We start from the raw sequence: 25700 nt of genomic DNA, 5'->3' as shown, positions 1-25700 counted from the left end.
CCGGCGGCAGGTTCTGGTGCAGGCCGGGCTGGTGGCATGCTGCGCTGCAGCAAGCCTTGTGTTCGGTGGGTGGGAAAGCGCCATTGCCGCGCTCTCCGGAGGCACGGCCGCCTTGGCGGGCACCTTGGCATTCACCGGGGTCCTGAAGTGGCGCAACCGCCCGGCGCCGACGCCATGGCAGGCTCTTCGGGTCCTGGTCGTCGCGGAGGCGGTGAAGTGGGCCGTGTCACTGGTTAGCCTCGTATCGCTGCTTTCCGGCTGGTCCGGGCTGGAGGCGGCGGGTGCGGCGCCAGGCGCCGTGGTGATCGGATTTTGCATCGCGTGGACGGCTTCGCTGTTCGCGCTAGTGAAAAGAAATTGAGCGAATGACCGCCGAAGCTTCCCTAACGCCGCCCGAATACATCGCCCATCACCTCGCCAACCTCAAGGTGACGATCGGGGAGGGCGGCTTCTGGACCCTCAACCTCGACACGATAATCATGTCCTGGGTGCTGGGCCTCGTGGGCCTTGGGCTCATCTGGATGGTGGCCAGCCGCGCAACGGCCGAGGTGCCGGGGCGGCTGCAATCCTTCATCGAGATGTTCTTCGAGTTCGTGGACGGAACCGTTCGCGATGTGTTTCCGGGCTCACGCGCCTTCCTGGGCCCCCTTGCGCTGACCATTTTCACCTGGGTGTTCATGATGAACCTCATGGACCTGCTGCCGCTCGACTGGGTATCGGGCACGGCGGAGCTGGTGAACCACCATCTCCTGGGCAGGCCCGAGCACACTTCGCACTGGAAGCCCGTGCCTTCGACGGACCTGAACGCCACCTTCGCCATGAGCTTCTCGGTTCTGTTCCTGATGCTGTTCTTCAGCGTCAAGGTCAAGGGCGCCGGCGGCTTCCTGCACGAGCTCTTCACGGCGCCCTTCGGGTCCAACCCTCTTCTGTGGATACCGAATTTCGTCCTCAACCTCATCGAACTGCTGGCGAAGCCGGTGTCCCTCGCCATGCGGCTGTTCGGGAACATGTACGCGGGCGAGCTCATCTTCATGCTGCTCGGGCTCCTGGCGAGCATCGCGAGCTTCTCGGCCGGAGGGCTCCTCGCCGGCGGCGCCGCGAGCGTCCTCACCCTGGGCTGGGGGATCTTCCACATCCTGATCATCCTGCTGCAGGCATTCATCTTCATGGTGCTGTCGGTCGTGTACATCGCGATGGCCCACGAGCACCACTGAAACGCCCCGGTTCACCTTTTCAACTTCAACACCCGTACCTCCGAAAGGAAAAAACAATGGCTCAGTTCCTCGCCCTCGTCCAAGGCTACACGGCGCTCGGCATCGGCATCATCATCGGGCTGGGCGCCTTCGGCGCCTGCATCGGCATCGGCATCATGGGCTCCAAGTTCCTGGAGGCCGCGGGCCGGCAGCCCGAGCTGATCCCGCAACTGCAGAAGTTCATGTTCCTGCTCGCCGGCCTCATCGACGCGGCGTTCCTGATCGGCGTCGGTATCGCGATGTTCTTCGGATTCGCGAACCCGCTCCTGTCGGTCATCAAGTAATCCGGGCCTAACGGAAGGGTCGTTCGCCATGAACATCAACGCGACCTTGTTCGTCCAGGCGCTGTCGTTCGCATGCCTCATCTGGTTTTCGGTCAAATTCATCTGGCCGCCGCTCAACCGCGCCATCGACGAGCGCAACAAGCGCATCGCCGACGGCCTGGCCGCGGCCGAGAAGGGAAAGGCAGCGCTGGTGGACGCCGAGCGCAAGGGGAACGCCGCGGTGCAGGAAGCGCGCGCGCGCGCCTCGGGCGTGCTGGGCGAAAGCGAGAAGCGGGCAGGTCAGATCGTCGAGGAGGCGAAGGTTGCCGCCAAGGTCGAGGCCGACCGCATCATCACCGGCGCCCGGGAACAGATTGCCTCCGAAGTCGCCAAGGCAAAGGCGGAGTTGCGCGAACAGGTTGCGGCACTCGCCATCGCTGGCGCGGAGAAGATCCTGCAGCGCGAGGTGGACGCAAGGGCGCACACCGAGATGCTCAGCAAGTTGAAGGCCCAGCTCTAGGAGGCGCCATGGCAGAAATCGCCACCCTTGCCCGCCCCTATGCCGAAGCGTCGTTCCGCTCCGCGCTGGAGACGAAGGATCTCGCGGATTGGTCCGACGGGCTCCTGCTCGCGGGGGCCATCGTCGCGGACCCGCAGATGGCCGATCTCCTCGGGAATCCGCGATTTTCGCGTGCGCAGAAGCTCGAGCTCCTCTTCGGGGTGGGCGGCGAGAAACTTTCATTGCATGTCAGGAACCTCGTGACGATCCTCGTTGACGGCACGCGCGCGGTGCTGCTGCCCGAGATCTCGGCACAGTTCGAATCCCTGAAGCGCGCGCACGAGAACGTTCTCAAGGCGCGCATCGTGAGCGCCCGCCCGCTCTCCGAGGCGGAACGCGACGACCTCGTGGCATCGCTTGCCCGCAAGTACGGCCGCAAGGTCGAGGCAACGGTAGAAATCGACGCCGCCCTCATCGGCGGCGCCCGCGTCCACGTCGGCGACGAGGTGATCCATGCCTCGATGCGCGACGCGCTCGCACAGATGGCGGCGGCGCTCGCTCGCTGACCGCAGACACCCGTATTCGGAGCCCCACATGCAAATCAATCCGGCTGAAATCAGCGAACTCATCAAGTCGAAGATCCAGAACCTCCAGGTGGCCGCCGAAAAGCGCACCGAGGGGTCGGTGATCTCGGTGACAGACGGCATCTGCCGGGTGCACGGCCTCACGGACGTGATGCAGGGCGAGATGCTCGAATTCCCGGGAAACACGTTCGGCATGGCGCTGAACCTGGAGCGGGACTCCGTCGGCGTCGTGGTGCTCGGCACCTACGAGCACATCTCGGAAGGCGACACCGTCAAGTGCACGGGCCGCATCCTCGAGGTGCCGGTCGGCACCGAACTCATCGGTCGCGTCGTCAACTCGCTGGGCCAGCCCATCGACGGCAAGGGCCCGATCGACGCGAAGATGACAGAGCCGATCGAGAAGGTCGCACCAGGCGTGATCTGGCGCAAGAGCGTTTCGCAGCCGGTGCAGACGGGTCTGAAGGCCATCGACTCGATGGTTCCCATCGGCCGCGGCCAGCGCGAACTCATCATCGGTGACCGTCAGACGGGGAAGACCGCCGTGGCCATCGACACGATCATCAACCAGAAGGGCAAGGATCTTTTCTGCATCTACGTTGCGGTCGGCCAGAAGGCCTCCACGATTGCGAACGTGGTGAGGAAGCTCGAGGAGCACGGCGCGATGGCCTACACCATCATTGTGGCTGCCGCCGCCTCCGATCCCGCAGCCATGCAATACATCGCGCCCTATTCCGGCTGCACGATGGGCGAGTACTTCCGCGACCGCGGGCAGGACGCGCTCATCATCTACGACGACCTCACGAAGCAGGCCTGGGCGTACCGCCAGATCTCGCTGCTGTTGCGGCGTCCGCCGGGCCGTGAAGCCTACCCCGGAGACGTGTTCTACCTGCACTCCCGCCTTCTCGAGCGCGCCGCCCGCGTGAACGAGGAGTATGTCGAGAAGTTCACCAAGGGGGCGGTCAAGGGCAAGACCGGGTCCCTCACGGCGCTTCCGGTCATCGAGACGCAGGCCGGCGACGTGTCGGCGTTCGTGCCCACCAACGTGATCTCGATCACGGACGGCCAGATCTTCCTGGAGACGGATCTTTTCAACGCCGGGATCCGCCCGGCCATCAACGCGGGCATCTCTGTATCCCGAGTGGGCGGCGCCGCGCAGACCAAGGTCATCAAGAAGCTCGGCGGCGGCGTACGCCTGGCTCTCGCGCAGTTCCGCGAACTCGCGGCGTTCTCGCAGTTTGCCTCCGACCTCGACGAAGCCACGCGCAAGCAACTCGACCGCGGCCGCATGGTGACCGAGCTCATGAAGCAGCCGCAGTACCAGCCCCTTCAGGTCTGGGAGATGGCGATCACGCTCTTCGCCGTGACCAACGGCTACTTCGACGACATCGAGGTGGCGAAGGCGCTGTCCGCGGAGCGCGCGATGCGCGACTACATCAAGGAAAAGAACGGCGACCTTGTCGAGCGCATCGAGTCCACGAAGGACCTGTCGAAGGACGACGAGGCGAAGCTTCACGATGCCATCAGGGACTTCAAGAAGAACGGCAGCTACTAGACTGGCGGCATCGGCAACCGTGTTGGTGCGGACGATTCACGCCGCTCGACGCGCAGAAGCGCAAAGCGCGTAGGGCTTCGGCAAAGCAAGGGAAACCAGGACGACTTCGATGGCAGGCTCCAGGGAAATCCGGAACAAGATCAAGAGCGTGCAGAGCACGCGCAAGATCACCAAGGCCATGCAGATGGTCGCGGCCTCCAAGATGAGGAAGGCGCAGGAGCGCATGCGCCACGCGCGCCCCTACGGCGACAAGATCCGGAACATCGCTGCGCACCTCGCGAACGCGAACCCGGAGTATCGCCACCCCTTTCTCGTGAAGAACGAGAACGCGAAGGACGTGGGCGTTGTCCTCGTCACCACAGACAAGGGCCTGTGCGGCGGCCTCAACACGAATGCGCTGCGACTGCTCACGAACAAGGCGAAGGAATGGCAGGACGAGGGCCGCAAGCTCCAGTTCACCGTGTTCGGCAACCGGGGGTTCGCGTTCCTGCAGCGCTTCGGCGGGAAGATCGTTTCGCACCTCATCCAGTACGGCGACACGCCGCACCTGGACAAGCTCGTGGGCCCGGGCCGCGTGCTGATCCAGGCCTACATGAAGGGCGAGATCGGGGCGGTTTACGTGGTCTACACTCGCTTCATCAACACGATGAAGCAGGAGCCCGTGATCGAGCAGCTTCTCCCGCTTGCGGCGGACCGCCTTCAGGCAACCGACCCGACGGCGCGTGGCGGCTGGGATTACCTCTACGAACCGGACGCCAAGGACGTGCTCGAGCAGCTCCTGCGCCGCTACCTCGAGGCCATCGTCTACCAGGCGCTCGCGGAAAACATCGCGAGCGAGCAGTCGGCGCGGATGGTCGCGATGAAGGCGGCTAGCGACAACGCCCTGAACGTGATCGACGAACTCACCCTTATCCACAACAAGTCCCGCCAGGCGGCGATCACCAAGGAACTCTCGGAGATCGTCGGCGGCGCGGCAGCGGTCTGAAGATTCGACTTACGGGAACCCAACATGAGTGCGACCCAGATGGCAGAAGGCAGGATCGTCCAGTGCATCGGCGCGGTGATCGATATCCAGTTTCCCCGCGAGAATATGCCCAGGGTGTATGACGCGCTGACGCTCGTCGAGGAGGCGGACTCCTTCGCGGAGAAGGGCCTCACGTTCGAGGTCGAGCAGCAGTTGGGCGACGGCATCGTGCGCACCATCGCGATGGGGTCTTCCGACGGACTGCGCCGCGGCATGAAGGTGAAGGGCACCGGCGCGCCCATTTCGGTGCCCGTCGGTCCCGGCACTCTCGGCCGGGTGATGGACGTGCTCGGCCGACCCATCGACGAGCGCGGCCCGGTGAAAACCGACGAACGCCGCTCGATCCACGCTCCTGCGCCGAAATTCGATGAGCTCTCGCCGTCCGTGGAGCTTCTCGAGACGGGCATCAAGGTGGTCGATCTCATCTGCCCCTTCGCCAAGGGTGGCAAGATCGGCCTGTTCGGCGGCGCCGGCGTGGGCAAGACCGTGACCATGCTGGAGCTCATCAACAACATCGCGACCCAGCACTCGGGGCTGTCGGTGTTCGCGGGCGTCGGCGAGCGCACCCGCGAAGGCAACGACTTCTACCACGAGATGTCGGACGCGAAGGTCATCGTGCAGGAGGACCTGTCGCAGTCCAAGGTCGCGATGGTGTTCGGGCAGATGAACGAGCCTCCGGGCAACCGCCTTCGCGTGGCGCTCACGGGCCTGACCATGGCCGAGAGCTTCCGTGATGAGGGCCGGGACATCCTGCTGTTCATCGACAACATCTACCGCTTCACGCTGGCGGGCACCGAAGTGTCGGCGCTGCTCGGCCGCATGCCCTCTGCGGTGGGCTACCAGCCGACGCTCGCGGAGGAGATGGGTCGCCTTCAGGAGCGAATCACCTCCACGAAGACGGGCTCGATCACCTCGATCCAGGCGGTGTACGTTCCTGCCGACGACTTGACGGACCCGTCGCCGGCCACGACCTTCGGCCACCTGGACGCCACGGTCGTCCTGTCGCGCGACATCGCGGCACTGGGCATCTATCCCTCCGTGGATCCGCTGGACTCCACTTCGCGCCAGGTCGACCCGCACGTGGTCGGCGAGGAGCACTACGACACCACGCGGGCCGTGCAGGCGGTGCTGCAGAAATACAAGGAACTGCGCGACATCATCGCGATCCTCGGCATGGATGAGCTCTCGCCCGAGGACAAGCTCGCGGTGTCGCGCGCCCGCAAGATCCAGCGCTTCCTGTCGCAGCCGTTCCACGTGGCGGAGGTGTTCACCGGCTCGCCCGGCAAGTACGTCACGCTCAAGGACACGATCAAGGGTTTCCGGATGATCGTGGAAGGCGAGTGCGACAGCCTCCCCGAGCAGGCCTTCTACATGGTCGGCAAGATCGAAGAGGCCTTCGAGAAGGCCAAGACGCTGCAATAAGCCCCCATGGCCAAGACCCTTCACGTCGATATCGTCAGCGCCGAGCAGGCGATCTTCTCGGGAGAAGCCGAGATGGTCATCGCCCCGGGCGAAGCGGGCGAGCTCGGGATACTTCCCGAGCACGCCGCGCTCCTCACGCGCATCAAGCCGGGGACGGTGCGCATCAAGATTCCCGGGGAGAGCCGGGAGGAGATCATCTACGTCTCGGGCGGCATGATGGAAGTCCAGCCCCATGTGGTGACGGTCCTGGCCGATACTTCCGTGCGCGCCGAGAATCTCGACGAGGCCAAGGCGCTCGAAGCCAAGCGCGCGGCCGAAGAGGCGATCACCAATCGCACGGGCCAGATGGAAATTGCCGAGGCCCAGGCGGTGCTCGCCGAGTCCGTCGCGCAGCTTGCCGCCATTCGCAAGCTCCGCCAGATGCGCTAGCCGGCCGGTCGCAAGGTAACGTGTCCTTGTGGTAAAATGAGTTTTGTCTCACGTCGTAGAGGTAGGACCGAAGCGACGAGCCCCGAGCCGGGACTGTCGTTGGGGTCCAGGGGGGGATCACGAAACTCCTTGATTTAGAGGCGCAACACATTCGGGCAGGATCCTCGGATCCTGCCCTTTTTATTTGCCTACCCCACTGCGGCCCCGATCGCGCATGACCACTCAGTCCCTCCAGGTCGTCATCCTCGCCGCCGGGCAAGGCAAGCGCATGCATTCGAACCTGCCCAAGGTGCTGCATCCGCTGGCTGGCCGCCCGATGCTGCTCCATGTGCTCGATTCGGCCCGCCGCCTCGCCCCGACGCGCCTGGCGGTCGTGATCGGCCATGGTGGCGAAACGGTCGCCCTCCACCTGGGCGCGCCCGATGTCGTGTGGGTGCTCCAGGACCGGCAGCTCGGGACCGGGCACGCCGTCATGCAGGCCCTGCCGAAGCTCGAGGAAAGGGGGGTCGTGCTCGTCCTTTACGGCGACGTGCCCCGAATCGCCACCGGAACGCTGCGCTCGCTCGTGGACGCGGCGGCGCAGAACCAGCTGGCCCTCCTCACGCAGGAGGCGGAAGACCCGAAGGGTTACGGCCGGATCGTGCGCGACCCCTCCGGGCGCGTGGCGCGCATCGTCGAGGAACGCGATGCAACCGATGCGGAGCGCGCCATCCGGGAGGTGAATACCGGCATCGTCGCCGCGCCGTTTGCGAAGCTGAAATCATGGCTCGCGGGCCTGAAGAACGACAACGTCCAGGGCGAGTATTATCTGACCGACATCGTGGCAGCCGCGGTTGCCGAGGGCTTTCCGGTCGCGGTGCGGCGTCCGCAATCGCCTACCGAATGCCTCGGCGTGAATTCCAAGCGCGAGCTGGCCCGCCTCGAAAGGCTGCTTCAGATGGACCGTGCCCAAGCCCTGCTCGACGCCGGCGTGACGCTGGCCGACCCCGAGCGCATCGATGTGCGCGGGGAGCTGGTTTGCGGGCGCGACGTCGCCATCGACGTGAACTGCATCTTCGAGGGACGGGTGACCCTGGGCAACGGCGTGAAGGTCGGCGCCCACTGCATCCTGCGCGGCGTAACCGTGGGCGAAGGCACCGAGATCCGGCCCTTCTGCCTGCTCGAGGAGGCGAGCGTGGGCAGCAACGCGCGCATCGGCCCCTACGCCCGCATCCGCCCCGGCACCGAGCTCGCGGACGAAGTGCACATCGGCAACTTCGTCGAAGTGAAGGCGAGCTCGATCGGCCGCGGGAGCAAGGCCAATCACCTCGCCTACGTGGGCGACGCCACCGTCGGCAAGGACGTCAATATCGGCGCGGGCACCATCACCTGCAATTACGACGGCGAGTACAAGCACCGCACGGTGATCGAGGATGACGTGCACATCGGCTCCGACGTGCAGCTGGTGGCACCGGTAACCATCGGCAAGGGCGCCACCATCGGCGCCGGCGCCACGATCACGAAAGACGCTCCCCCGGGCGGACTTACCATCACCGAGGCCAAGCAAGTCACCAGGCCGGAGTGGAAGCGGCCGAAGAAGTAAGTTCCCCCGGCATTTCGATGCGCGCCGGCGCTGACCGGCGGCTCGTCGTCCGGCCCAACGCCTTCCCCGGCCCCTACCAACGCGCAGGCGGCTTTTTGTTGATCGTGACGATGCGGTTCTCGACGCTGATGTAGCCGCCGACGGTGAGGTCGCGGAAGATGCGGCTCACCATGTCGCGCGAGGCGCCCACGCGCTCGGCAATTTCCTGCTGCGTGATCTTCTCCGGAATGCGCAGCTTGCCGTCCGACTCGACCGCCATGTTGAGGAGCAGCCGCGCCACCCGGCCGTAAACGTCGAGCAGCGCGAGGTTCTTCACGTTGTCGGTCGCCTCGCGGGCCCGCTCGATCACCTTGGAGATCATGATCAAGGCGAAGTCGGGATTCCTGCGGATGGCCTCGCGCAGCGGTTCGCGCTGCACGACCGAAAAGGTGGTGGGCTCGAGCGTGATGACAGAGGCGGAGCGCGCCTTGCCGTCGAGCGCCATCTCGCCCACGTAATCTCCGGGGCCCTGGGTGTTGAGGATGAGCTCGTGGCCCTCCGAGTCGGACACGAAGGCCTTCACTCGCCCGGACAGGATGACGAAGACGGCATCGCTCGAATCGCCCTCGGTGATGAACACCGTGTTCTTCGGGTAGCTGCGCACGCGACCCAGGGTGGCCAGCTCGCGCACGAACGCATCGGCGATCGCGGCCAACTGGGCTGGACTGGGGGGCTCGCCGGTCATGGTCGCGCTCACTCCGGTGCAAGGGTGCGGCGAGTCTAGCACTCGCGCCCCGGCCCGTTAAGATGCGTTCCATGTCCCGCACACCGCCTGTCCGCATCCAGCCGTCCTCGCTCGCGGCAATCCTCACGGCGGCCCTCCTGGCGCTTGCCGGCCTTGCAATGCACCTTTCGCCGTGGGGCGCGCAAGCGAGCCTGGCCGCGCTCGATGCGGGTTTCGGGATCCTGCGCGCATTCGGCCCCACGCAGGCCCCCGATGACATCCTCGTCGTGGGTCTCGACGATGCGTCAGCGGTATCGCCCGAGGTCGATCCGCTGGGCCCTGCCCTGCGAAAGCTGCCGGACGTATTGGTTCGAATTGCGCGGGGAAGCCCGCGGGCCATCGCCCTGCTTGTGACGCTGCCCCGGACATCGCTGGAGGCGGCAGCGCCGGGTTGGGACGATGCGCTGGCCACGGCGCTGTCCGTGGCCCAGGCTGCAGCGCCGCTTGCAATCGGCATGGGGGTCGATTCGCGGCGGGAGGTGGTTCCCATCCACGAACCCCTGCTTCGTGGCGTGGATCCGCGCTCGCTCGTCTTCACGATCCTGCCTCGTGACGAGGACGGACGGGTGAGGCAGGTAGGCCTCACGCTTCCGACGCAGCAGGGCGAGTGGCCGACGTCCGCGGGCTGGCTGTGCGAAGTGCTTGGCGGACACTGCGCTCCGGGGATCATCGACTACGGGCTCGGCCCCGCGTACCGAATGCTGCCCGCGAGGCGCCTCCTCGAGATCCGCGACGACGAGGCCCTGGCACGGCTGTTCCGGGGCCGCATCGTGTTCGTTTCGCAGGTGGCGGGGCCGGATGATCGAGTGCCCCAGCCGCTGTCGCTGGCCGGGTGGGAGCCGCCCTCGGCGGAGCCCCCCGCGGTGCTCGCGCACGCGCAAAGCGTGCGGACGCTGCTGCACGGGCGCCCCGTGGAGGAACTGCCACTGCCGGCGATCGTCCTTGCCATCGCCGCGATGGCGCTCGTTGCGGCCTGCGCCGCGCCGGCGGTGGGTGTGCTGGTCGCTGCCGGCGCCTGTGCCTCGGCCCTCCTCGCGTTGCGGCTGGGCTGGTATGTCCCCTTGGCCGCTCCCCTGGCCACCCTGCTGGCGGCCGTGCTTGCGAGCCGCATCCTGGGCCGCACTTCGCAGAGCTCCGGGGAACGCTCCTGAGCCGGGTCTTGTCCGATATTCGGCATCCGGGGTGTGAAGCACCTCGCGGTGCCGTCCACGGCAGCGACGTACAGTGGTTCCCAGATGCACGGGCCTCCTCCTCATCCCGTCATCGGCAGGGCGATGTGAGGCCAAGAGATCGACGCCTGCCTTGAGCCCTTCGCGGCGATGCCGCGGAGGGCTTCGTTTTTCGTGAGAAAATCGCTGTCATGTGCGGAATCGTCGGTGCCATCGCCAGTCGCAACGTCGTCCCCCTCCTGACGGAAGGACTCAAGCGCCTCGAATACCGCGGTTACGATTCCGCGGGAATCGCCATCCTGGACGGCGGCATCCGGCGTGTGCGCCGCGTCGGCCGGGTCGCGGAGATGGAAAGCGCCGCGCGGGCCGAGAACCTGGCCGGCATCATCGGCATCGCCCACACGCGCTGGGCCACCCACGGGGGCGTCACCGAACCCAATGCCCATCCCCACGTCTCCTCCGACGAGCTCGCCGTCGTGCACAACGGCATCATCGAGAACCACGAGGAGCAGCGCGCGCGACTCAAGGCCCTGGGCTACGCTTTCGACTCGCAAACCGACACGGAGGTCATCGCGCATCTGGTTCACCACTATTACAAGGCGACCGGCGATCTCTTCCGGGCCACGCAGAAAGCGGCGGCGGATCTGCGCGGGGCTTACGCCATCGGTGTCGTGGCGGTTACGGAGCCGGGCACGGTTACCGGTGCGCGCATGGGCTGCCCGCTGGTGGTGGGCCTGGGGGAGGGCGAGAACTTCCTGGCCTCCGACGTCTCCGCGATCGTCTCCGAGACGCGACGCGTGATGTACCTCGAGGATGGCGACGTGGTGGCCATCCGCCGCAGCGGCGTCGAGGTCGTGGACGCCGCCGGCAAGCCCGCCATCCGGACGGAACGGGTGAGTGCCCTATCGGCGGATGCAGTCGACCTTGGCCCCTACCGCCATTACATGCAGAAGGAGATCCACGAACAGCCCCGAGCCGTCGCCGACACGCTGGAGGCGGTGATCGACGGCGGCATCGACGTGGACGGTCTCTTCGGCAAGGGCGCGATGGCGGCATTTCGCGACATCGATGCGGTCCTCATCCTGGCCTCCGGCACCAGCCATTACGCGGGCCTGGTCGCGCGCTTCTGGCTGGAGTCGATCGCCAGGGTGCCGTGCAATGTGGAGCTGGGACACGAATACCGCTATCGCGACTCGATCCCCAACCCGAGGCAGCTCGTGGTCACGATCTCGCAATCGGGCGAGACGCTCGATACGATGGAGGCCCTGAAGCGCGCCAGGGAGCTGGGGCACGAGTACACGCTTTCAATCTGCAACGTGCAGGAAAGCGCCATTCCACGCGCCTCGCGCTTCGTTTTCTACACGCGCGCCGGCATGGAGATCGGGGTCGCCTCCACCAAGGCCTTTACCACGCAGCTCGTCTCCCTCTTCACCCTCACGCTGGCGCTCGCCAAGGCGCGGGGCCTGCTCGACGCGAAGACCGAGGCTGGCGCCATCGAGCAGCTTCGCTTCGTGCCCGGCAGCATCCAGCACGCACTGAACCTGGAGCCGCAGATCCAGGCCTGGGCCGAGCGCTTCGCCACCCACGAGCACGCCCTTTTCCTCGGCCGCGGGCTGCACTATCCCGTTGCGCTGGAGGGGGCGCTCAAGCTGAAGGAAATCTCCTACATCCATGCCGAGGCGTACGCGGCAGGCGAACTCAAGCACGGCCCCCTTGCCCTCGTCGATTCCTCCATGCCGGTGGTCGTGATCGCGCCCAACGACTCGCTGCTGGAGAAGGTGAAGAGCAACATGCAGGAGGTGCGCGCGCGCGGCGGCGAGCTCTACGTCTTTGCCGACCTAGACAGCCATTTCTCCGAGAGCGAGGGCGTGCACGTGATCCGCACGCCTCGGCATGCAGGCCTCCTGTCTCCGATCGTGCACACGATCCCCGTGCAGCTCCTCGCCTACCACACGGCCCTCAAGCGGGGCACGGATGTCGACAAGCCCCGGAACCTCGCGAAGAGCGTGACGGTCGAGTAGCTCCGGACCCTGCCCTCAGGCGAGGTCCGTGTAGATCTTCACCTCCCGGATCGATCCGTGGAGCGCCTTGCTGAGGAACACGTCCTCGATCGCCTCCACGTAGCCGGATGGCAGAGGGCGCGGCGCCCCGCCCAGATTGATGACGACCTTCGAGGCATGGAACCGGGTTCGATTCATTTCGATGAAAAGCGCGAGATAGGTCCGGAATTCCTCGAGCGCGATCGGCGTCCGGGCATAGCCGTGGTCGCAGATCAACCATGGCGGGAGAGCGGTCACCGAGGCAGGCAGCTCGGGCGCGTTCCGTGCTCGCGCTTCGACCTCCCCGGACGAAGCACCGGCGCCTGCCGCGGTGAGAACATGCCAGCCCTTGTACCGGTCCGGCGCGAACTCCCTGGCGACAAGAGTGACCTTCATGCCTGACTGCGCCGGATTCGACTCACGCGAGCAGGTTCGTGTAGATGACCACGTGGTCGACGATCCTGTCCGGCGCGCTCTTCACGAAGGCCTGCTGTATCGCCTTGACGTAGTCGAACGGCAGCGGGCGGGGAGCGTCATACAGGTTGATGACGATCCGCCTGGCGCGGATTGTCGCCTTGTTCCGCCTGACGAATTCCGCCAGGTGACGCTTGAACTCCTTGAGCGCCTCGGGGGTCCTGGCGAATTCGTGATCGCTGGCCAGCCACAACGGGAGTGCTGCCATCACGGAATGCGCGTCTTCGCCAGCGTCCTCGACCGGCCCGTTCGCGGGCGTGAGGATGTGCCATCCGTCGTACCTGGCGGGCTCGAACGGCTGCGCCTTCATGATCATCTTCATTTCTGCCAACTCCTCATTTGTCATGTATCGGGCACCCGCACTCGATTGCCGTGAGCCCGTGGTTGCTTCGGCTCGCCAAACACCTGCCGGTTGCGTGCCGGATGCCCCCATTTTGAAGCCGGTGATATATTTGAGATACTGAAGAAGTCATATGAAAGATATGAGCCATGCTCAACATGCGATCCGTGGATCTCAACCTGCTCCCGGTGTTCGAGGCCGCGTACGAGGAAAGGAGCCTGTCGAAGGCGGCCATCCGCCTTTCGATCACGCAGTCCGCCGTGAGCCATGCGCTTGCGCGGCTGCGCGTGCTGTTCAGGGACGAGCTTTTCGTGCGCCATGCGCGTGGCGTCACGCCCACGTCCACGGCAGAGGCGATCTACGCGAGAACGCAGCCCGCCCTGGGGCTCGTCCGGGAGGCGGTGACCGAAACGCGAGGCTTCGACCCCGTGACCTCCGGTCGCCACTTCGGCGTGGCTATTCCGCATCCGCTGGGGCCGATGATCGCGGTCCGGCTCCTCGACCGGCTTGGCAAGGCAGCTCCGGGCGTGAGCGTCTCGTTCAACACCCAGTCGCGACCGACCGGGTTGGGGCAGGCGCTGCGTGAGGGACGGGTGGACGCGTCCATCGACTGGCTGCCGGCAGACGGAGAGCACTTTCGGCATGAGACGCTCTTCCGGGATAGCTTGGTCGTCGCGGCGAGGAAGGGCCATCCCGTCCTGCGCGGCCGTGCGACGCCCAAGGCCCTGCGCGAGCATGCATTCGTTCGCCTTCGGCCGCGCATGGACGCCGGCAGACTCCTCGATGCGATGGGTGACTTGCAGGAACTGGGGCTTCGCCATGAACTCGAGGTGTCGGAAATTCTCGAGATCTTCATGGTCACGGCCACCTCGGATCTGCTGGGCCTCATTCCCGCGAGCATGGCGCAGATGGGGCGCAGCAGGCTGGGGCTGCAGATAGTGACGGGCGCGCCTCGCAGCGGCGAAGTGCCGGTGAGGCTCATGTGGCACGAGGGCCGTGACCGCGACCCCGGCCATCGCTTCCTGCGCAAGCTCCTCCAGGAAGTGACGCGCGAAGTGGTGAAGGGGTGAACGGCCTTCCCCGGTAGAGGTGGGCAGGATGTATTCCTGGTTCGGTTGCGGGGGGCAGTGCAAGACAGCACGGCAGCGACGGCACGCACACCAAACCTCGAGGTCGCTCGGGACAGGAATACCCCCGTCGGCGCCGAAGCGGCAAATCGGGCTGAGCCGCACCCCAGGCTGGAATGCCGGCCAAAGACCGTTAGTCATTTCTTGAACTGGTTCAAGGTTATTCGCATACCCCCCGGTAGGCTCTTCCGAGGAAGCTGAAAACAATAAGAAAGACGCCACACACCCCGGGGAAATCGCGCCTCTCCTGGTGTGGGCGCCCATGTGGGCTCTAGAGGGGGAGTTCGCGATGCGGTTGAACGAGGCGACCGGCAGCAGCCGGTTGGCGAGGCGTGTCCTTATCCCACTTGCAGTGGCGTTCGTGGCTGCGCACGCCGTGGCCGACGACGCGGGACAGCTTGCGCTCACCCTGTGTTCCCCCTGCCACGCGGCCGACGGCAACAGCGTCGTGCCCATGTTTCCGAAGCTTGCAGGCCAGCAGCCTTCGTACATCGCCAAGCAGCTCAACGATTTCATCGCCGGAAAGCGCAAGAGCGACACCATGGCGCCGACGCTTGCCAACGTGAAATCCGGCGACATTCCCGCCCTGACCGCCCATTTCGCCGCGCAGAAGCAGGCGCCGGGAAAGGTGGAGAACGCGGCCCTCGCAACCGCAGGCCGCAAGCTGTTCACGGACGGCAACGAGGCGACGGGCGTTCCCGCCTGCGCCGGCTGCCACCTCGACAACGGGTTGGGCAACGACCGCTACCCTCGCATCGCCGGGCAGCACCAGGCCTATGCGATCAAGGAAATGATGGATTTCAAGAGCGGGGCGCGCAACAACGACAAGGGCCGCGTCATGCGCGTCGTGGCCGAGCGCCTGACCGAGGAAGAGATCAAGGCTGCCGCCGAATTCATGGCGGGGATGTGAGCGCCATGCACAAGACCATTGGGGGCGGAAAATGAAACGGTGGGTCGCAATCGGCTGGGCGATGGTCTTCGTGCCGGCCGTCGTGCTGGCGCAGGAAAAGGCAGCGCCGCAGCCTCACGTTAAGGGCATCGAGTCGCCCGACTATGTCTGGAACGAGATGCAGGGCGAGAAGCTGCAGGCGCTCAAGGCCAAGGGCGACCCGCTGCGCGGCGAGATCGCCTTCGAAGTTTGCCAGGGGTGCCACCGCAGCCATGCGCTCGGGCGCCCGGACGGCAAGTATCCACGCCTGGCCGGGCAGCATGCCTCGGTGCTGATCAAGCAGATGACCGACGTTCGCGCTGGCCGCCGCGACAACTCGCGCATGTATCCCTTTGCCAACGAGCATGTTCTCGGGCCGCAGGACATCGCGGACATCGCGGTGTACCTGCAGGGCCTTCCCGTGAACGCGGATAACGGAAAGGGGCCGGGCAAGGATCTCGAGCGGGGCAAGGCGCTGTACCTGAAGGATTGCGCTACCTGTCATGGAAACAAGGCGGAGGGCGATGGCCCGGAATTCCAGCCGCGCCTCAACGGCCAGCACTACCTGTACCTGACACACGAGGGACGCGCCATTCGCGACGGAGAACGCCGCAACGCCGATCCGAAGATGGTCCGCGTGATCAAGGATTACAAGGATGCGGATCTCAACGCGGTGCTCGACTACGTCTCCCGCCTGCCCATGGCCGGAGGGTAGGCGGCAGCTCAAGTCTTGAAGAAGTCCCGGCCCGAACAGGATCCGGGGTATTGCCACAGAAGCGGTGCAGGGAATGCCGCGCGAAGGGGGATCGACAGATGAACGCGATATTCGGAGAGAAGCATGTCGCCACCTGGGCGCGGGGCGCGGCCATTGCGCTCATCGGCCTGCTCGGATGGGCGCTTCCGGCAAAGGCGCAGGAGGCGACCTATGTGGGCGAAGCCAAGTGTCTGAGCTGCCACGACACCGAAAACCAGCATTTCCGTGACACGCAGCACGCGCGGGCCTTCCGCGGTAACCCGAAGAACCAGCGCGAGAAGTACGTCTGCGAGGCATGCCACGGGCCGGGATCGAAGCACGTCTCGAAATCCTCCGACAAGACGGCGATCATCTCATTCACGAAGGAGTCGGGCACGCCGATCCAGACCATGAATGCGCAGTGCCTTTCCTGCCACGGCGGAGGGCAGCGCCAGCACTGGGCCGCCTCCACGCATGAACTCAACAACATCGCCTGCAGCGACTGCCATGCGCCCATGGAAAGGCGCTCGGTGAATGGCCTGCTGCGCAAACCCACCATCACCGAGACCTGCCTCACCTGCCATCAGCAGCAGCGCGCCGAGTTCCAGCGGCGCTCCCACATGCCGGTGCTCGAGGGCAAGATGAGCTGCGTCGATTGCCACAACCCGCACGGGTCGATCACGCGACCGCTGCTCAAGAATGACAGCGTGAACGAGACCTGTGCCGCCTGCCACGCCGAGAAGCGCGGGCCGTTCATCTGGGAGCACGCCCCGGTGCGCGAGAGCTGCATCAACTGCCACTCGCCGCACGGCTCGAACAACGAGCGCCTGCTCGTGTCGTCGCGCCCGTTCCTGTGCCAGCAGTGCCACAGCCCGCCGGTGGGCCACCCCGGCCAGTTCTTCCGGGGCGACCAGACGGCGGCTGCCGCGTTGCAGGGCGGCACGCAGAGCGCGCGCGTCATCGGCCGCTCGTGCCAGAACTGCCACGTGGCCGTCCATGGAAGCAACCACCCGTCCGGCGCTCGCCTGCAGCGCTAGCGCGAAGGAGAACCCGTCATGACGACGAAGTCCCAACACCGCACCGGGAGGCTCACCATGGTCCATCGGCCCCGCACCACCGTCATTGCCGCAAGCGTGAGCATCGCGCTGGCGCCTTTCGCCCTCACCGCCGCGCTCGCCGACAGCGCCACGGGCACCGATACCGTCATTTCGAACACGATGAACCAGGGCATCGCCGCCGGTCCGCCGCGGGTCGACGCCGAGCTCGACATCAAACGCAGTCCCATCGGCATCCTGTACGGCTACGACACGCTTGTGGCCGAGCCCGCCAAGAAGGCCGGGGACGGATGGGATTACAAGGCCTCGATCGAGTTCGGCGGCATCTCGTCGAACGGGGACCGCGACAATCCGTTCTACACACGCTATCGCGACGTGGATTCGGGCTTCTATCTGCGCAACTTCACCGTGCGGGCGGACAAGCCTGCCGAGGGCGCCTTCTTCGATGCGTACGCCGGCTCCGTGGCCCGGGATGACCAGTTCTACTCGATCGCCTTCGGCCGCTACAACGCGTGGAAGGTGAAGGCGTACTTCAACGAGACACCCTCGATATCGACCAACGCCTTTCGTTCGCTCTGGAGCGGGATGGGAACCGGCAACCAGACGCTTGTCGGGCTGACGCCAGGAGGGCTGCCGACGGCCGCTGCCACGCAGACTGCGTTGCAGGCCGCCATTGCGGCGGCCCCGGATACCGAGCTCGCGATCACGCGAAAGAAGGGGGGCATTCGCGCCGACTTCACGCTTTCGGAGAACTGGAAGCTCTACGCGGCCTACACGAGCGAGAAGAAGCAGGGGTCCAATCCCTACGGACTGATATTCGGCGGAGGCGGCGGCGGCGGGGACATCGAGGCCGCCGAGCCGGTCGACTGGACGACGAACGAGTTCCGCGGCGGTGTCCAGTACTTCGACGGGATCAACAGTTTCAACATCACGGCCGAGGGTTCGCTCTACCGGAACGACTTGAACACCTTCACGGTCCAGAACCCTCTCACGATCACGGTGAACACGCTCACGGGCGTTTCCGCGAACACGTTCACCTCCGCGCGATTCGACTCCTACCCCGACAACGAGTTCTACAAGATCAAGGGGGAGTACGCGCGCAGTCTGCCCCAGCTCATGAACGGGCGCTTCAGTGCGGTCGTCGCGGCCACGCGGTCGAGCCAGGACGATTCTCTCATCGCGCCCACGACGCTGCCCCTTACCGGCGGCATGATCAACGGCATCTCGGCGGCCAACGTCTGGAACACGACGGACGCGCTCACCCGGACGAATTCCGGTGCGGAAATCACGACGAAGCTCGCCAACCTGTCCCTCGCGCTCAGTCCGGCGCGCAACGTCGGCGTCCGCGCCAACTGGCGGTACTACGAAACGGACAATTCGACGGACTACATCGCCTGCAACCCGCTCACCGGCCAGGTCGGACGTTTGATCAATGACGGCAGCGGCGGCGCCTTCGTGAATACGCCGGCCTACCTGGCCGCGAAATGCAACCTGGACGCCATACGGGCACTCAACGTCGCGCCCAGCGCAGGCAATGTCAACATCGCCAATGTCCCGTTCGAGTACAAGCAGGAGAACGCCTCGCTGAGCGCCGACTGGCGCATCGACATGAAATCGAACCTGACCGGATCGATCGAGCGGGAGACGTTCAAGCGCCAGCACCGCGAACGCGATGAGACGAACGAGGACAAGCTGAAGATCGGCTACACGAACCGCGGCTTCGAGAGCGTGACGCTGCTCCTGTCCGCGGAAGGCATGCGCCGGCGCGGAAGCGACTACAACCCGGACCCGTACGAGGAATTCCAGAGTGCCTCGCTGGGACCGCTGCCCACCGCAACGGGCACCAACTACACTGGCTGGATCCATGTCATGGACAGCTTCCGCAAGTTCGACCTGGCCGACCGGGACCAGCGCACGCTGAACGGCCGGATCAACTGGGCTGCCGCGCCGACGTTGGATTTCGGACTCTCGGGCCAGTGGAAGGACATGAGCTATCCCGACTCGGAGTACGGGCGCAATGGAACCAACAGGCAGTCCTTCGTCAGCCTGGAAGCCAACTGGCAGGCTTCGGCGGAGTTCGCGCTGTACGGCAACTACTCCTGGCAGTCCGGCAAGATGCACCAGTTGGGTCTCCAGGCCAATGCCTGCGCGGTCGGCGCGACGTACTATTTCTACAGCAATGGCGTGGTGAACACGACGGGTATCGCTCCAACCGGCACGACACTGGTCGGCACGACGCTGGTCGCCCCCGGAAATGCGGGCCTGAGCACCTGCGAGACGGCCGCAGCGCTGAACCCGCTGTATCCGACGAGCCGCACCTGGGAGCAAATCCAGGATTCGCGGAACCAGACCGGGAGCATCGGCTTGCGGCGGGACTTCGGCGTCGCCAAGCTCGACGCGGCATACACCTACGTGAACGGCACGACGACGACGAGCTACACCTACAATGCCGCTGCCCTAGGGCTTACCGCGGCGCAGGTCGCACTCATCGGCTCCGGAATGCCGGAAGCCCGTTTCACGCAGAACACGATCGAGGCGAACCTCAGCTACCCCGTCAACAAGACGATGGCGTTGCGGCTCTATGGCCGGTACGAGCGCGGCAAGGTCAACGACTGGCACTACGACGGCGTCGCCCAGAACCCGGTGCCGGCCAACAACGCCGCCTATCTCGACAAGGGGCCGGGCGACTATAGCGCCAGCACGGTCGGCCTGTTCCTCAAGGTCGACTTCTAGGACGGGTAACCGGTGCCCCGCGGGGCACCGGTGGCGCCTGCATCCCGCCTCAAGCCGGGCGAAGAAGCCCGAGCCGCGTTCTCGCCTCGGCGGGCGTGTCCTTTTTTCGCGGCACGGAGCCGGTGATGGCTACCGCGATGACGACGGGCTGGTCCGTGGTCATTTCCTTCCGGCGGGGGATGGGTGCAGGAGACCGAAGGGTCGCCGCTCAGCGCAGGACCATCTCCACGCGGCGGTTCTTTGCGCGCCCCGCCTCCGCGGCATTGCTCGCCACCGGCGCGAGCGGGCCGGCGCCATCGGAGGCGAGGCGATCCTTCGCGATGCCATGCTGGCCTGCGAGGGCCGCCGCCACCGAAGTCGCGCGATCGCGGGAAAGCTTCATGTTGTGGTCGTGCGCGCCCTGCATGTCGGTATGGCCGACGATGTAGACCTTCGCGCCCGCGTTGGACGTGAGCCACTTGGCCATCTCGGCGAGCGTGGGCCCGGACTCGGGCTTTATCGTCGCCTTGTCAGTGTCGAAGTAAATGCCGTAGAAGACGACCTTGCCGCCGCCGCCCATGTCCCTGGCGATCTGCTCGGCGGAGACGACAATCGTCTGCTCCATTGCCGTCACGCGGACGATCTTGTGGTTGAGCGCGGTGCAGGACGCCTGGTTTCCGCCGCCGCAGGCGTAGCGGCCCCAGTACTCGGAGCCGCCCTTCTCGATTCGATAGTAGACCGAGCGCTGGTAGTCCGGCGTCGATAGCACGGTGCCGCCGCCCGCCCGCACGGCCTGCTCGATGTTGCGCTGCAGCTCCAGCGGCGAGGGGAGGGACCCGCTCGCGTCCTTCTCGATCGGGTCGTGGTAATACCAGTATTCGCCTTCTTTCTTGACCTTGGTGCGATCCCCCTTGAGGTTGGCGGGATCCTTCGCCACCTCGATCTCGAGTTCCATGAAGCGGGAGCGCTCGCAGGAGTCGAGGTAGCTGCCGGGGAATTTCTCGAAGATCGGGTTGGGCTGGCACCGGAGGTTGTCCTTCGGTTTTGCTTTCGATTTCTGCGCGAAGGCCTCAGGCGCGGTGAGCGCGAACGAGGCGGCGGCGAGGAGGCCGGCGAGGAGCGGGGCAAGCGAGCGATGCATGAAGGACTCCGTTTGTCGTTGTTGGCGGGTGATGCTAAGGACGGTAGTCAGGCCGGGCGTACTCCCAGCAGCGTTCTCGCCTCGTCGGGCGTGGCGGGGCGTCGCCCGTGCCGGCCGCACACGTCGACGATCTTCTTCACCAGCTCGGCGTTGCTCGCCGCGAGTCGGGTCTCGTCGAAGCGGATGTTGTCCTCGAGGCCCGTGCGGCAGTGCCCGCCCAGCTCCAGGGCCCATTGCGCCACCTCGAACTGGTGGCGCGCGATCCCGGCGGCCGTCCAGGTGGCGCCCGGCAGCACCGCCTTCATCTCGGAGAGGAGGAACTCGAGGATGGAGCGGCGCGCCGGCATCGCGCCCTTGATGCCCATCACGAACTGCACGTGTGGGGGGGATTTCAGCAGCCCGCGCTTCACGAGATCGGCCGCGTTGTAGAGCATCGCCAGGTCGAAAATCTCGCACTCCGGCTTGATGTCGAGCTCGATCATCTGCCTGGCGAGGATATCGATGAAGTCAGGCGGGTTCTCGTAGATCATCGTCGCGAAGTTCACGGAGCCCGTGGCGAGCGACGCCATGTCGGGCTTGAGGTAGAGCATCGCGCCGCGATGGCTCGCCTCGCGGCCGCGCCCGCCCGTGGAAAACTGGATGATCATTCCGGGGCAGTACTTCTTCACGCCCTCCTGCACCTCGGCGAACTTCGCCGGGTCGGAGCCGGAGGACTCGTCCGCGTTGCGCACGTGGATGTGCACGAGGCTCGCGCCCGCCTCGAACGCCTGGTGCGTGCTTTCGATCTGCTCCGAGGGGATGACGGGGACGGCGGGCGTGTCCTTCTTGCGCGGCACGGAGCCGGTGATGGCTACCGCGATGACGACGGGCTGGTCCATGGTCATTTCCTTCCGGAGGGGGATGGGTGCAGGAGGCCGAAGGGATCGAGCGGGTTGGCGTAGTCGCGCTTCGGACCGATCTTGTAAACGCCGTTGAAGCGCAGCACCGTCGCGCCGTCGACGGTCGCGGTGCCCTGGATGAACACCAGGGACTTGGTGGCGCGAATGATGTCCGCCGTGCCCTCGAGCCAGACCCCCATCGACACCGGAGCGACGAAGTCCGTGGTGAGGTTGATGGTCGGGAAGCTGTGCCCGGCAATCCCGGGCCACTGGTAGTGCGTCACCACGGCCATCTGCATGTCGGCAAAGGACGTGAGCATGCCGCCGTGGCAGGCCTTGGCGACGTTCGCGTGGCGCTCCTCGACGCGAAAGCCGAGGTGCACCCGCCGGCCGTCCCACAGGCCATAGAGCGGCCCGACGGTATGCATGAACTCGCCGCCGATGGTGACGGCGCGAAAGCCTGTTGGAATGGGAGGTGCCGCTTGCCTGTCGGTCATGGAGACCGAATTGTAACAATGGGGTCAGGTTCGCGAACCTGACCCCATTGTTACAGGGCTACCAGCCCGGGGGGTCGAAGTATTGGCCGTAGGTCTTGATCGCGCCGTCGACCTTGACGAGGCCCGAACGTCCCGCCGGCGCGTTCTTCGCCGACTTCATCGCGTCGGCTCCCGCGATCACGTCCGCGATCACGAGGTGCAGCTGGGCGTCCGCTTCCGGAGGCAACTTGCACTCCTTCACGATTTGCCCGACCAGGCCTTCGATGCGCCTGCCCAACTCCGCATACGCCTCGGGTTTCGCCATGGCCTTGTGCATCGGGGCCGGGGCGCGGTTGACGGCTCCGCGAATCGCTGCCATGCCCCTGCGCAGCGGCTCGTCCGTTGCCCACTTCCTGCCGTGGTCGAGATGCAGCTTCGCGGGCGCTGCGCCTTGTCCATGTGCATCGGCCGCGAACACCCCGAACGAGAACAATGAGACAACAAGGGCAAGGACGGTGGCGGCGGCAATCGTGGCGATGGTCTTCATCGGAATCTCCTTGGTGGAATCGATGTTACGGAAAAGTCGCTTTCCGCGCCCGGCGATTCCCGGGAAAGGACACGAAGTTGCCGTTACCTGGACGGAATCAAGAACCGGGGAAGCCTCTTTCCCGGGGATCGGAAGGTGCGATGATCTGCGCATGGAACCCATGGGACCAGCCGGTTCAGTTTCCCTCGCGCGTGACCTGCTCGACCACGCAACCTGCGTCGCGGTGCTCACCGGCGCGGGCATCTCGGCGGAGTCGGGCATTCCCACCTTCCGCGACGCGCTCACGGGCCTGTGGGAGAACTTCAGGCCGGAGGAACTCGCCACCCCCGAAGCCTTCGAGGCCAACCCGAAGCGGGTGTGGGACTGGTACGCGTGGCGACGCGAGAAGGTGCGGGAAGCGCGGCCCAACGCGGGCCACCACGCGCTGGCCCGGCTCGAGCGCCGATGCCGCGATCATGACGTGGACTTCACCCTCGTCACGCAGAACGTCGATGGGCTGCATCGCGAGGCGGGAAGCCTTCGGGTGATCGAGCTGCACGGCAACATCCGTCGCGTGAAGTGCTTCGACCGGCATCACCCGGCCGATGAGTGGCCCGAGGGCGATTGCGTGCCGAAGTGTCCGGCGTGCGGCTCGCTCCTGCGCCCCGACGTCGTATGGTTCGGCGAAGGCCTTCCGCCAGAAGCCCTCGCTGCCGCCCTCGCCGCCGCGCGCACGTGCGACGTGTTCCTGTGCGTGGGGACGTCGACCGTGGTGGAGCCCGCGGCGTCGCTGCCCTTCATGGCCCTCGAAGTTGGCGCGCGCGTGATCGAGGTGAATCCGCAGCCCACGCCCCTCACCCGCCACGTCACCGTGAGCCTGCGCGGCGCGGCCGGCGAGATTCTGCCGCTGCTTGTCTAGCCCGGGACGGGTATTGGGGATGCTCCTCCCGGATATTTCCGGCGAAACGCCCCCCAAATCAGGTCAGCGCATGAAGACGTACTGGCCCGGCGCGTCGCCAATCGGCTTGAGGGATGTGCCGCCCATCTTCGGTGGCGCCACCTTGCCGGAGGATTTCTCCGCGAGCCAGCCTTCCCACGCGGTCCACCACGAGCCGGCATATTCCTTCGCGGTCTGCTCGAAGGCTTCCGAATCGAGGTAGCCACCGCCCTTGGGCCGGGTGCGCATCTTGAACTTGCGCTTCGATTCCGGTGAAGGCGGATTCACGACGCCGACGTTGTGCCCGCCGGTGGTCAGGGCGAAGGTGAGCTCGGCGTGCGTGAGCAGGTGCAGCTTGTACACCGAGCGCCACGGCGCGACGTGGTCCGTGACGGTGCCCACGCAGAAGATCGGGATTTCGATGTCCGGCAGCGCCACGGGCTTGTTCCACACCCGGAAGCGGCCCGTCGCCAGCTCGTTGTGCAGGAAAAGGCTGCGCAGGTACTCCGTGTGCATGCGGTACGGCATGCGCGTGCCGTCCGCATTCCACGACATCAGGTCGTTGACGGGCGTGCGATCGCCCTTCAGGTACTGCTTCACGAGGCTGGACCACACCAGGTCCACGCTGCGCAGCAACTGGAAGGCTCCCGACATCTGCGTGGAGTCGAGGAAGCCCTTCTCCCACATCTGGTCCTCGAGGAAGGTGAGCTGGCTGTCGTCGATGTAGAGCGCCAGCTCGCCCGGCTCCGTGAAATCGGTCTGTGCCGCAAGCAGGGTCATCGAGGCGAGGCGCTTGTCGCCGTCTCGCGCAAGTGCGGCCGCGGCGATGGAGAGCAGGGTGCCGCCCAGGCAATAGCCCATCGCGTGGATCCTGCGCTTGGGCTCGATCTTCGAGACCGTGTCCAGCGCCGCCATCATCCCGTGGCGCAGGTAGTCGTCCATCGAGAGGTTGCGGTCCTCGGGCCCCGGGTTCTTCCACGAGATCATGAACACGGTGTGACCCTTGTCCACGAGGAACTTCACCAGCGAGTTCGCGGGCGACAGGTCGAGGATGTAGTACTTCATGATCCACGCCGGCACCATGAGGATGGGTTCGGCATGCACGCGCGTCGTCGTGGGCGCGTACTGGATCAGCTCGATGAGCTCGTTCTTGAACACGACCTTGCCGGGCGTGAGGGCGAGGTTCTTGCCGACGACGTAGTTCTCGGCCCCCGCCGGGGGCGAGTTGGAGAGGAAGCGCTCCATGTCCTCCTGCCAGTTCTTGAAACCTCTGGCCAGATTCGCGCCTTTGGATTCCTGGAGCGCCTGGATCACTTCCGGGTTCGTGGCGAGGAAGTTGGAGGGCGCGAAGAGGTCCATCGCCTGCCGAGTGGTGTAGTCCATCACCTGCTCATGGTGCCTGGTCACGCCGCGCACGCCGCGCATGGAGATGGACATCCACTGCTGGCCAAGAAGAAAGCTCTGGTGGATGACGTTGAAGGGCCACTCCTGCCAGCCCGGGTCGCGCCAGCGCGGGTCCTGCGGCAGGGGCTGGATGCACGCCTCGGTCTTGCCGCCGTTGGCGGCCGCATGCATCACGAACTGCCCCAGGCGCCTCCATTGGCGCACGCTCATCTCGACGATCTCCGCCTGTTTGCTGGGGGACATGGCGAGATGCGTGGCCCAGTCGAGCCAGGCGCCGGACAGCGATGCCGGGGACAGCCCCCCGGTAAGCTTGCCCATCGTCGCGTGCAGCAACCGGTCCGCGTTACCGGATACGAAATTGGGGAGCAGCGATTGTGGCTGGTCATACAT

General features: G+C 65.7%; 26 protein-coding genes. 18 read left to right on the top strand and 8 right to left on the bottom strand.

Annotation, left to right across the window (positions count from 1 at the left end; translation table 11 throughout):
• The first annotated feature begins 16 nt into the window (after positions 1-16).
• From IPP91_08810 to glmU, 10 genes are all read left to right on the top strand, one after another.
• Positions 17-361 (top strand): hypothetical protein, encoded by a 345-nt coding sequence (locus IPP91_08810; protein MBL0142167.1) that lies wholly within the window; start codon positions 17-19, stop codon positions 359-361.
• 4 nt (positions 362-365) lie between these two features.
• Positions 366-1214, top strand: coding sequence for a F0F1 ATP synthase subunit A (gene atpB / locus IPP91_08805; GenBank protein MBL0142166.1), 849 nt, complete (start codon positions 366-368; stop codon positions 1212-1214).
• 56 nt (positions 1215-1270) lie between these two features.
• The gene (gene atpE, locus IPP91_08800) at positions 1271-1537 is read left to right on the top strand and encodes a F0F1 ATP synthase subunit C (GenBank protein ID MBL0142165.1); all 267 of its coding nucleotides are present in this window, start codon (positions 1271-1273) and stop codon (positions 1535-1537) included.
• Between the two features lie 28 nt (positions 1538-1565).
• Positions 1566-2036 (top strand): F0F1 ATP synthase subunit B, encoded by a 471-nt coding sequence (locus IPP91_08795; GenBank protein ID MBL0142164.1) that lies wholly within the window; start codon positions 1566-1568, stop codon positions 2034-2036.
• Between the two features lie 8 nt (positions 2037-2044).
• Positions 2045-2581: a F0F1 ATP synthase subunit delta gene (locus IPP91_08790; protein MBL0142163.1), complete on the top strand. Its 537-nt coding sequence runs from the start codon at positions 2045-2047 to the stop codon at positions 2579-2581.
• 28 nt (positions 2582-2609) lie between these two features.
• Positions 2610-4151, top strand: a complete 1542-nt coding sequence (locus tag IPP91_08785) for a F0F1 ATP synthase subunit alpha (GenBank protein MBL0142162.1) — start codon at positions 2610-2612, stop codon at positions 4149-4151.
• A 109-nt stretch (positions 4152-4260) separates the two neighbouring features.
• Positions 4261-5136 carry a F0F1 ATP synthase subunit gamma gene (gene atpG / locus IPP91_08780; protein MBL0142161.1) on the top strand — a complete coding sequence of 292 codons (876 nt, stop codon included), beginning with the start codon at positions 4261-4263 and terminating at the stop codon, positions 5134-5136.
• 39 nt (positions 5137-5175) lie between these two features.
• Positions 5176-6597, top strand: a complete 1422-nt coding sequence (gene atpD, locus IPP91_08775) for a F0F1 ATP synthase subunit beta (GenBank protein MBL0142160.1) — start codon at positions 5176-5178, stop codon at positions 6595-6597.
• Positions 6598-6603: 6 nt separating this feature from the next.
• Entirely contained in the window at positions 6604-7026 is a 423-nt protein-coding gene (locus IPP91_08770) for a F0F1 ATP synthase subunit epsilon (GenBank protein ID MBL0142159.1), read from the top strand.
• A 214-nt stretch (positions 7027-7240) separates the two neighbouring features.
• Positions 7241-8608, top strand: a complete 1368-nt coding sequence (gene glmU / locus IPP91_08765) for a bifunctional UDP-N-acetylglucosamine diphosphorylase/glucosamine-1-phosphate N-acetyltransferase GlmU (protein ID MBL0142158.1) — start codon at positions 7241-7243, stop codon at positions 8606-8608.
• A gap of 73 nt (positions 8609-8681) precedes the next feature.
• Here the strand turns inward: glmU and IPP91_08760 are convergent, their stop codons facing one another.
• Complete coding sequence (locus tag IPP91_08760) at positions 8682-9332, bottom strand: Crp/Fnr family transcriptional regulator (protein MBL0142157.1); 651 nt, start codon at positions 9330-9332, stop codon at positions 8682-8684.
• 71 nt (positions 9333-9403) lie between these two features.
• On the opposite strand from IPP91_08760, the gene IPP91_08755 reads away from it, so the two are divergent.
• Together IPP91_08755 and glmS are read left to right on the top strand one after the other, a co-directional pair.
• Entirely contained in the window at positions 9404-10522 is a 1119-nt protein-coding gene (locus IPP91_08755) for a CHASE2 domain-containing protein (protein MBL0142156.1), read from the top strand.
• 209 nt (positions 10523-10731) lie between these two features.
• Positions 10732-12561, top strand: a complete 1830-nt coding sequence (gene glmS, locus IPP91_08750; GenBank protein ID MBL0142155.1) for a glutamine--fructose-6-phosphate transaminase (isomerizing) — start codon at positions 10732-10734, stop codon at positions 12559-12561.
• 15 nt (positions 12562-12576) lie between these two features.
• Here glmS and IPP91_08745 read toward each other — a convergent pair whose 3' ends face one another.
• Together IPP91_08745 and IPP91_08740 are read right to left on the bottom strand one after the other, a co-directional pair.
• Positions 12577-12975: a hypothetical protein gene (locus IPP91_08745; GenBank protein ID MBL0142154.1), complete on the bottom strand. Its 399-nt coding sequence runs from the start codon at positions 12973-12975 to the stop codon at positions 12577-12579.
• A 22-nt stretch (positions 12976-12997) separates the two neighbouring features.
• On the bottom strand, positions 12998-13375 hold the full coding sequence (locus tag IPP91_08740; protein MBL0142153.1) for a hypothetical protein: 378 nt from the start codon (positions 13373-13375) through the stop codon (positions 12998-13000).
• Positions 13376-13542: 167 nt separating this feature from the next.
• Here IPP91_08740 and IPP91_08735 point away from each other — a divergent pair, with 167 nt between their 5' ends.
• The 5 genes from IPP91_08735 to IPP91_08715 all read left to right on the top strand — a co-directional run bounded on the left by IPP91_08735 (position 13543) and on the right by IPP91_08715 (position 19969).
• Positions 13543-14463, top strand: coding sequence for a LysR family transcriptional regulator (locus IPP91_08735; GenBank protein MBL0142152.1), 921 nt, complete (start codon positions 13543-13545; stop codon positions 14461-14463).
• Positions 14464-14872: 409 nt separating this feature from the next.
• Positions 14873-15430, top strand: coding sequence for a c-type cytochrome (locus IPP91_08730; GenBank protein ID MBL0142151.1), 558 nt, complete (start codon positions 14873-14875; stop codon positions 15428-15430).
• Positions 15431-15461: 31 nt separating this feature from the next.
• Entirely contained in the window at positions 15462-16163 is a 702-nt protein-coding gene (locus IPP91_08725) for a c-type cytochrome (GenBank protein ID MBL0142150.1), read from the top strand.
• Between the two features lie 98 nt (positions 16164-16261).
• Positions 16262-17218: a DmsE family decaheme c-type cytochrome gene (locus IPP91_08720; GenBank protein MBL0142149.1), complete on the top strand. Its 957-nt coding sequence runs from the start codon at positions 16262-16264 to the stop codon at positions 17216-17218.
• Positions 17219-17236: 18 nt separating this feature from the next.
• Positions 17237-19969: an MtrB/PioB family outer membrane beta-barrel protein gene (locus tag IPP91_08715; GenBank protein ID MBL0142148.1), complete on the top strand. Its 2733-nt coding sequence runs from the start codon at positions 17237-17239 to the stop codon at positions 19967-19969.
• 208 nt (positions 19970-20177) lie between these two features.
• On the opposite strand, the gene IPP91_08710 is transcribed toward IPP91_08715, so the two are convergent.
• Genes IPP91_08710 through IPP91_08695 form a run of 4 tightly spaced genes read right to left on the bottom strand, consistent with a single transcriptional unit; the run spans position 20178 to position 22990 of the window.
• Positions 20178-21089 carry an OmpA family protein gene (locus IPP91_08710; GenBank protein ID MBL0142147.1) on the bottom strand — a complete coding sequence of 304 codons (912 nt, stop codon included), beginning with the start codon at positions 21087-21089 and terminating at the stop codon, positions 20178-20180.
• A 47-nt stretch (positions 21090-21136) separates the two neighbouring features.
• Positions 21137-21967, bottom strand: coding sequence for a 3-keto-5-aminohexanoate cleavage protein (locus tag IPP91_08705; protein ID MBL0142146.1), 831 nt, complete (start codon positions 21965-21967; stop codon positions 21137-21139).
• 2 nt (positions 21968-21969) lie between these two features.
• Positions 21970-22464, bottom strand: a complete 495-nt coding sequence (locus IPP91_08700) for a PaaI family thioesterase (GenBank protein ID MBL0142145.1) — start codon at positions 22462-22464, stop codon at positions 21970-21972.
• A 58-nt stretch (positions 22465-22522) separates the two neighbouring features.
• Entirely contained in the window at positions 22523-22990 is a 468-nt protein-coding gene (locus IPP91_08695) for a hypothetical protein (protein ID MBL0142144.1), read from the bottom strand.
• 160 nt (positions 22991-23150) lie between these two features.
• On the opposite strand from IPP91_08695, the gene IPP91_08690 reads away from it, so the two are divergent.
• Positions 23151-23888 carry an NAD-dependent deacylase gene (locus IPP91_08690; GenBank protein MBL0142143.1) on the top strand — a complete coding sequence of 246 codons (738 nt, stop codon included), beginning with the start codon at positions 23151-23153 and terminating at the stop codon, positions 23886-23888.
• 63 nt (positions 23889-23951) lie between these two features.
• Here IPP91_08690 and IPP91_08685 read toward each other — a convergent pair whose 3' ends face one another.
• Entirely contained in the window at positions 23952-25700 is a 1749-nt protein-coding gene (locus IPP91_08685) for a polyhydroxyalkanoic acid synthase (GenBank protein ID MBL0142142.1), read from the bottom strand.

The sequence above is a fragment of the Betaproteobacteria bacterium genome (assembly GCA_016720855.1).
In the GTDB taxonomy this organism is placed as follows: Bacteria; Pseudomonadota; Gammaproteobacteria; order Burkholderiales; family Usitatibacteraceae; genus FEB-7.
This window is presented reverse-complemented; position numbering and strand designations above follow the sequence as displayed.

Coding starts and splice junctions, on each gene's coding strand:
- atpB (MBL0142166.1), top strand. CDS start 366: ATGACCGCCGAAGCTTCCCTAACGCCGCCCGAATACATCGCCCATCAC.
- atpE (MBL0142165.1), top strand. CDS start 1,271: ATGGCTCAGTTCCTCGCCCTCGTCCAAGGCTACACGGCGCTCGGCATC.
- IPP91_08795 (MBL0142164.1), top strand. CDS start 1,566: ATGAACATCAACGCGACCTTGTTCGTCCAGGCGCTGTCGTTCGCATGC.
- IPP91_08790 (MBL0142163.1), top strand. CDS start 2,045: ATGGCAGAAATCGCCACCCTTGCCCGCCCCTATGCCGAAGCGTCGTTC.
- IPP91_08785 (MBL0142162.1), top strand. CDS start 2,610: ATGCAAATCAATCCGGCTGAAATCAGCGAACTCATCAAGTCGAAGATC.
- atpG (MBL0142161.1), top strand. CDS start 4,261: ATGGCAGGCTCCAGGGAAATCCGGAACAAGATCAAGAGCGTGCAGAGC.
- atpD (MBL0142160.1), top strand. CDS start 5,176: ATGGCAGAAGGCAGGATCGTCCAGTGCATCGGCGCGGTGATCGATATC.
- IPP91_08770 (MBL0142159.1), top strand. CDS start 6,604: ATGGCCAAGACCCTTCACGTCGATATCGTCAGCGCCGAGCAGGCGATC.
- glmU (MBL0142158.1), top strand. CDS start 7,241: ATGACCACTCAGTCCCTCCAGGTCGTCATCCTCGCCGCCGGGCAAGGC.
- IPP91_08760 (MBL0142157.1), bottom strand. CDS start 9,332: ATGACCGGCGAGCCCCCCAGTCCAGCCCAGTTGGCCGCGATCGCCGAT.
- IPP91_08755 (MBL0142156.1), top strand. CDS start 9,404: ATGTCCCGCACACCGCCTGTCCGCATCCAGCCGTCCTCGCTCGCGGCA.
- glmS (MBL0142155.1), top strand. CDS start 10,732: ATGTGCGGAATCGTCGGTGCCATCGCCAGTCGCAACGTCGTCCCCCTC.
- IPP91_08745 (MBL0142154.1), bottom strand. CDS start 12,975: ATGAAGGTCACTCTTGTCGCCAGGGAGTTCGCGCCGGACCGGTACAAG.
- IPP91_08740 (MBL0142153.1), bottom strand. CDS start 13,375: ATGAAGATGATCATGAAGGCGCAGCCGTTCGAGCCCGCCAGGTACGAC.
- IPP91_08735 (MBL0142152.1), top strand. CDS start 13,543: ATGCTCAACATGCGATCCGTGGATCTCAACCTGCTCCCGGTGTTCGAG.
- IPP91_08725 (MBL0142150.1), top strand. CDS start 15,462: ATGAAACGGTGGGTCGCAATCGGCTGGGCGATGGTCTTCGTGCCGGCC.
- IPP91_08720 (MBL0142149.1), top strand. CDS start 16,262: ATGAACGCGATATTCGGAGAGAAGCATGTCGCCACCTGGGCGCGGGGC.
- IPP91_08715 (MBL0142148.1), top strand. CDS start 17,237: ATGACGACGAAGTCCCAACACCGCACCGGGAGGCTCACCATGGTCCAT.
- IPP91_08710 (MBL0142147.1), bottom strand. CDS start 21,089: ATGCATCGCTCGCTTGCCCCGCTCCTCGCCGGCCTCCTCGCCGCCGCC.
- IPP91_08705 (MBL0142146.1), bottom strand. CDS start 21,967: ATGGACCAGCCCGTCGTCATCGCGGTAGCCATCACCGGCTCCGTGCCG.
- IPP91_08700 (MBL0142145.1), bottom strand. CDS start 22,464: ATGACCGACAGGCAAGCGGCACCTCCCATTCCAACAGGCTTTCGCGCC.
- IPP91_08695 (MBL0142144.1), bottom strand. CDS start 22,990: ATGAAGACCATCGCCACGATTGCCGCCGCCACCGTCCTTGCCCTTGTT.
- IPP91_08690 (MBL0142143.1), top strand. CDS start 23,151: ATGGGACCAGCCGGTTCAGTTTCCCTCGCGCGTGACCTGCTCGACCAC.
- IPP91_08685 (MBL0142142.1), bottom strand. CDS start 25,700: ATGTATGACCAGCCACAATCGCTGCTCCCCAATTTCGTATCCGGTAAC.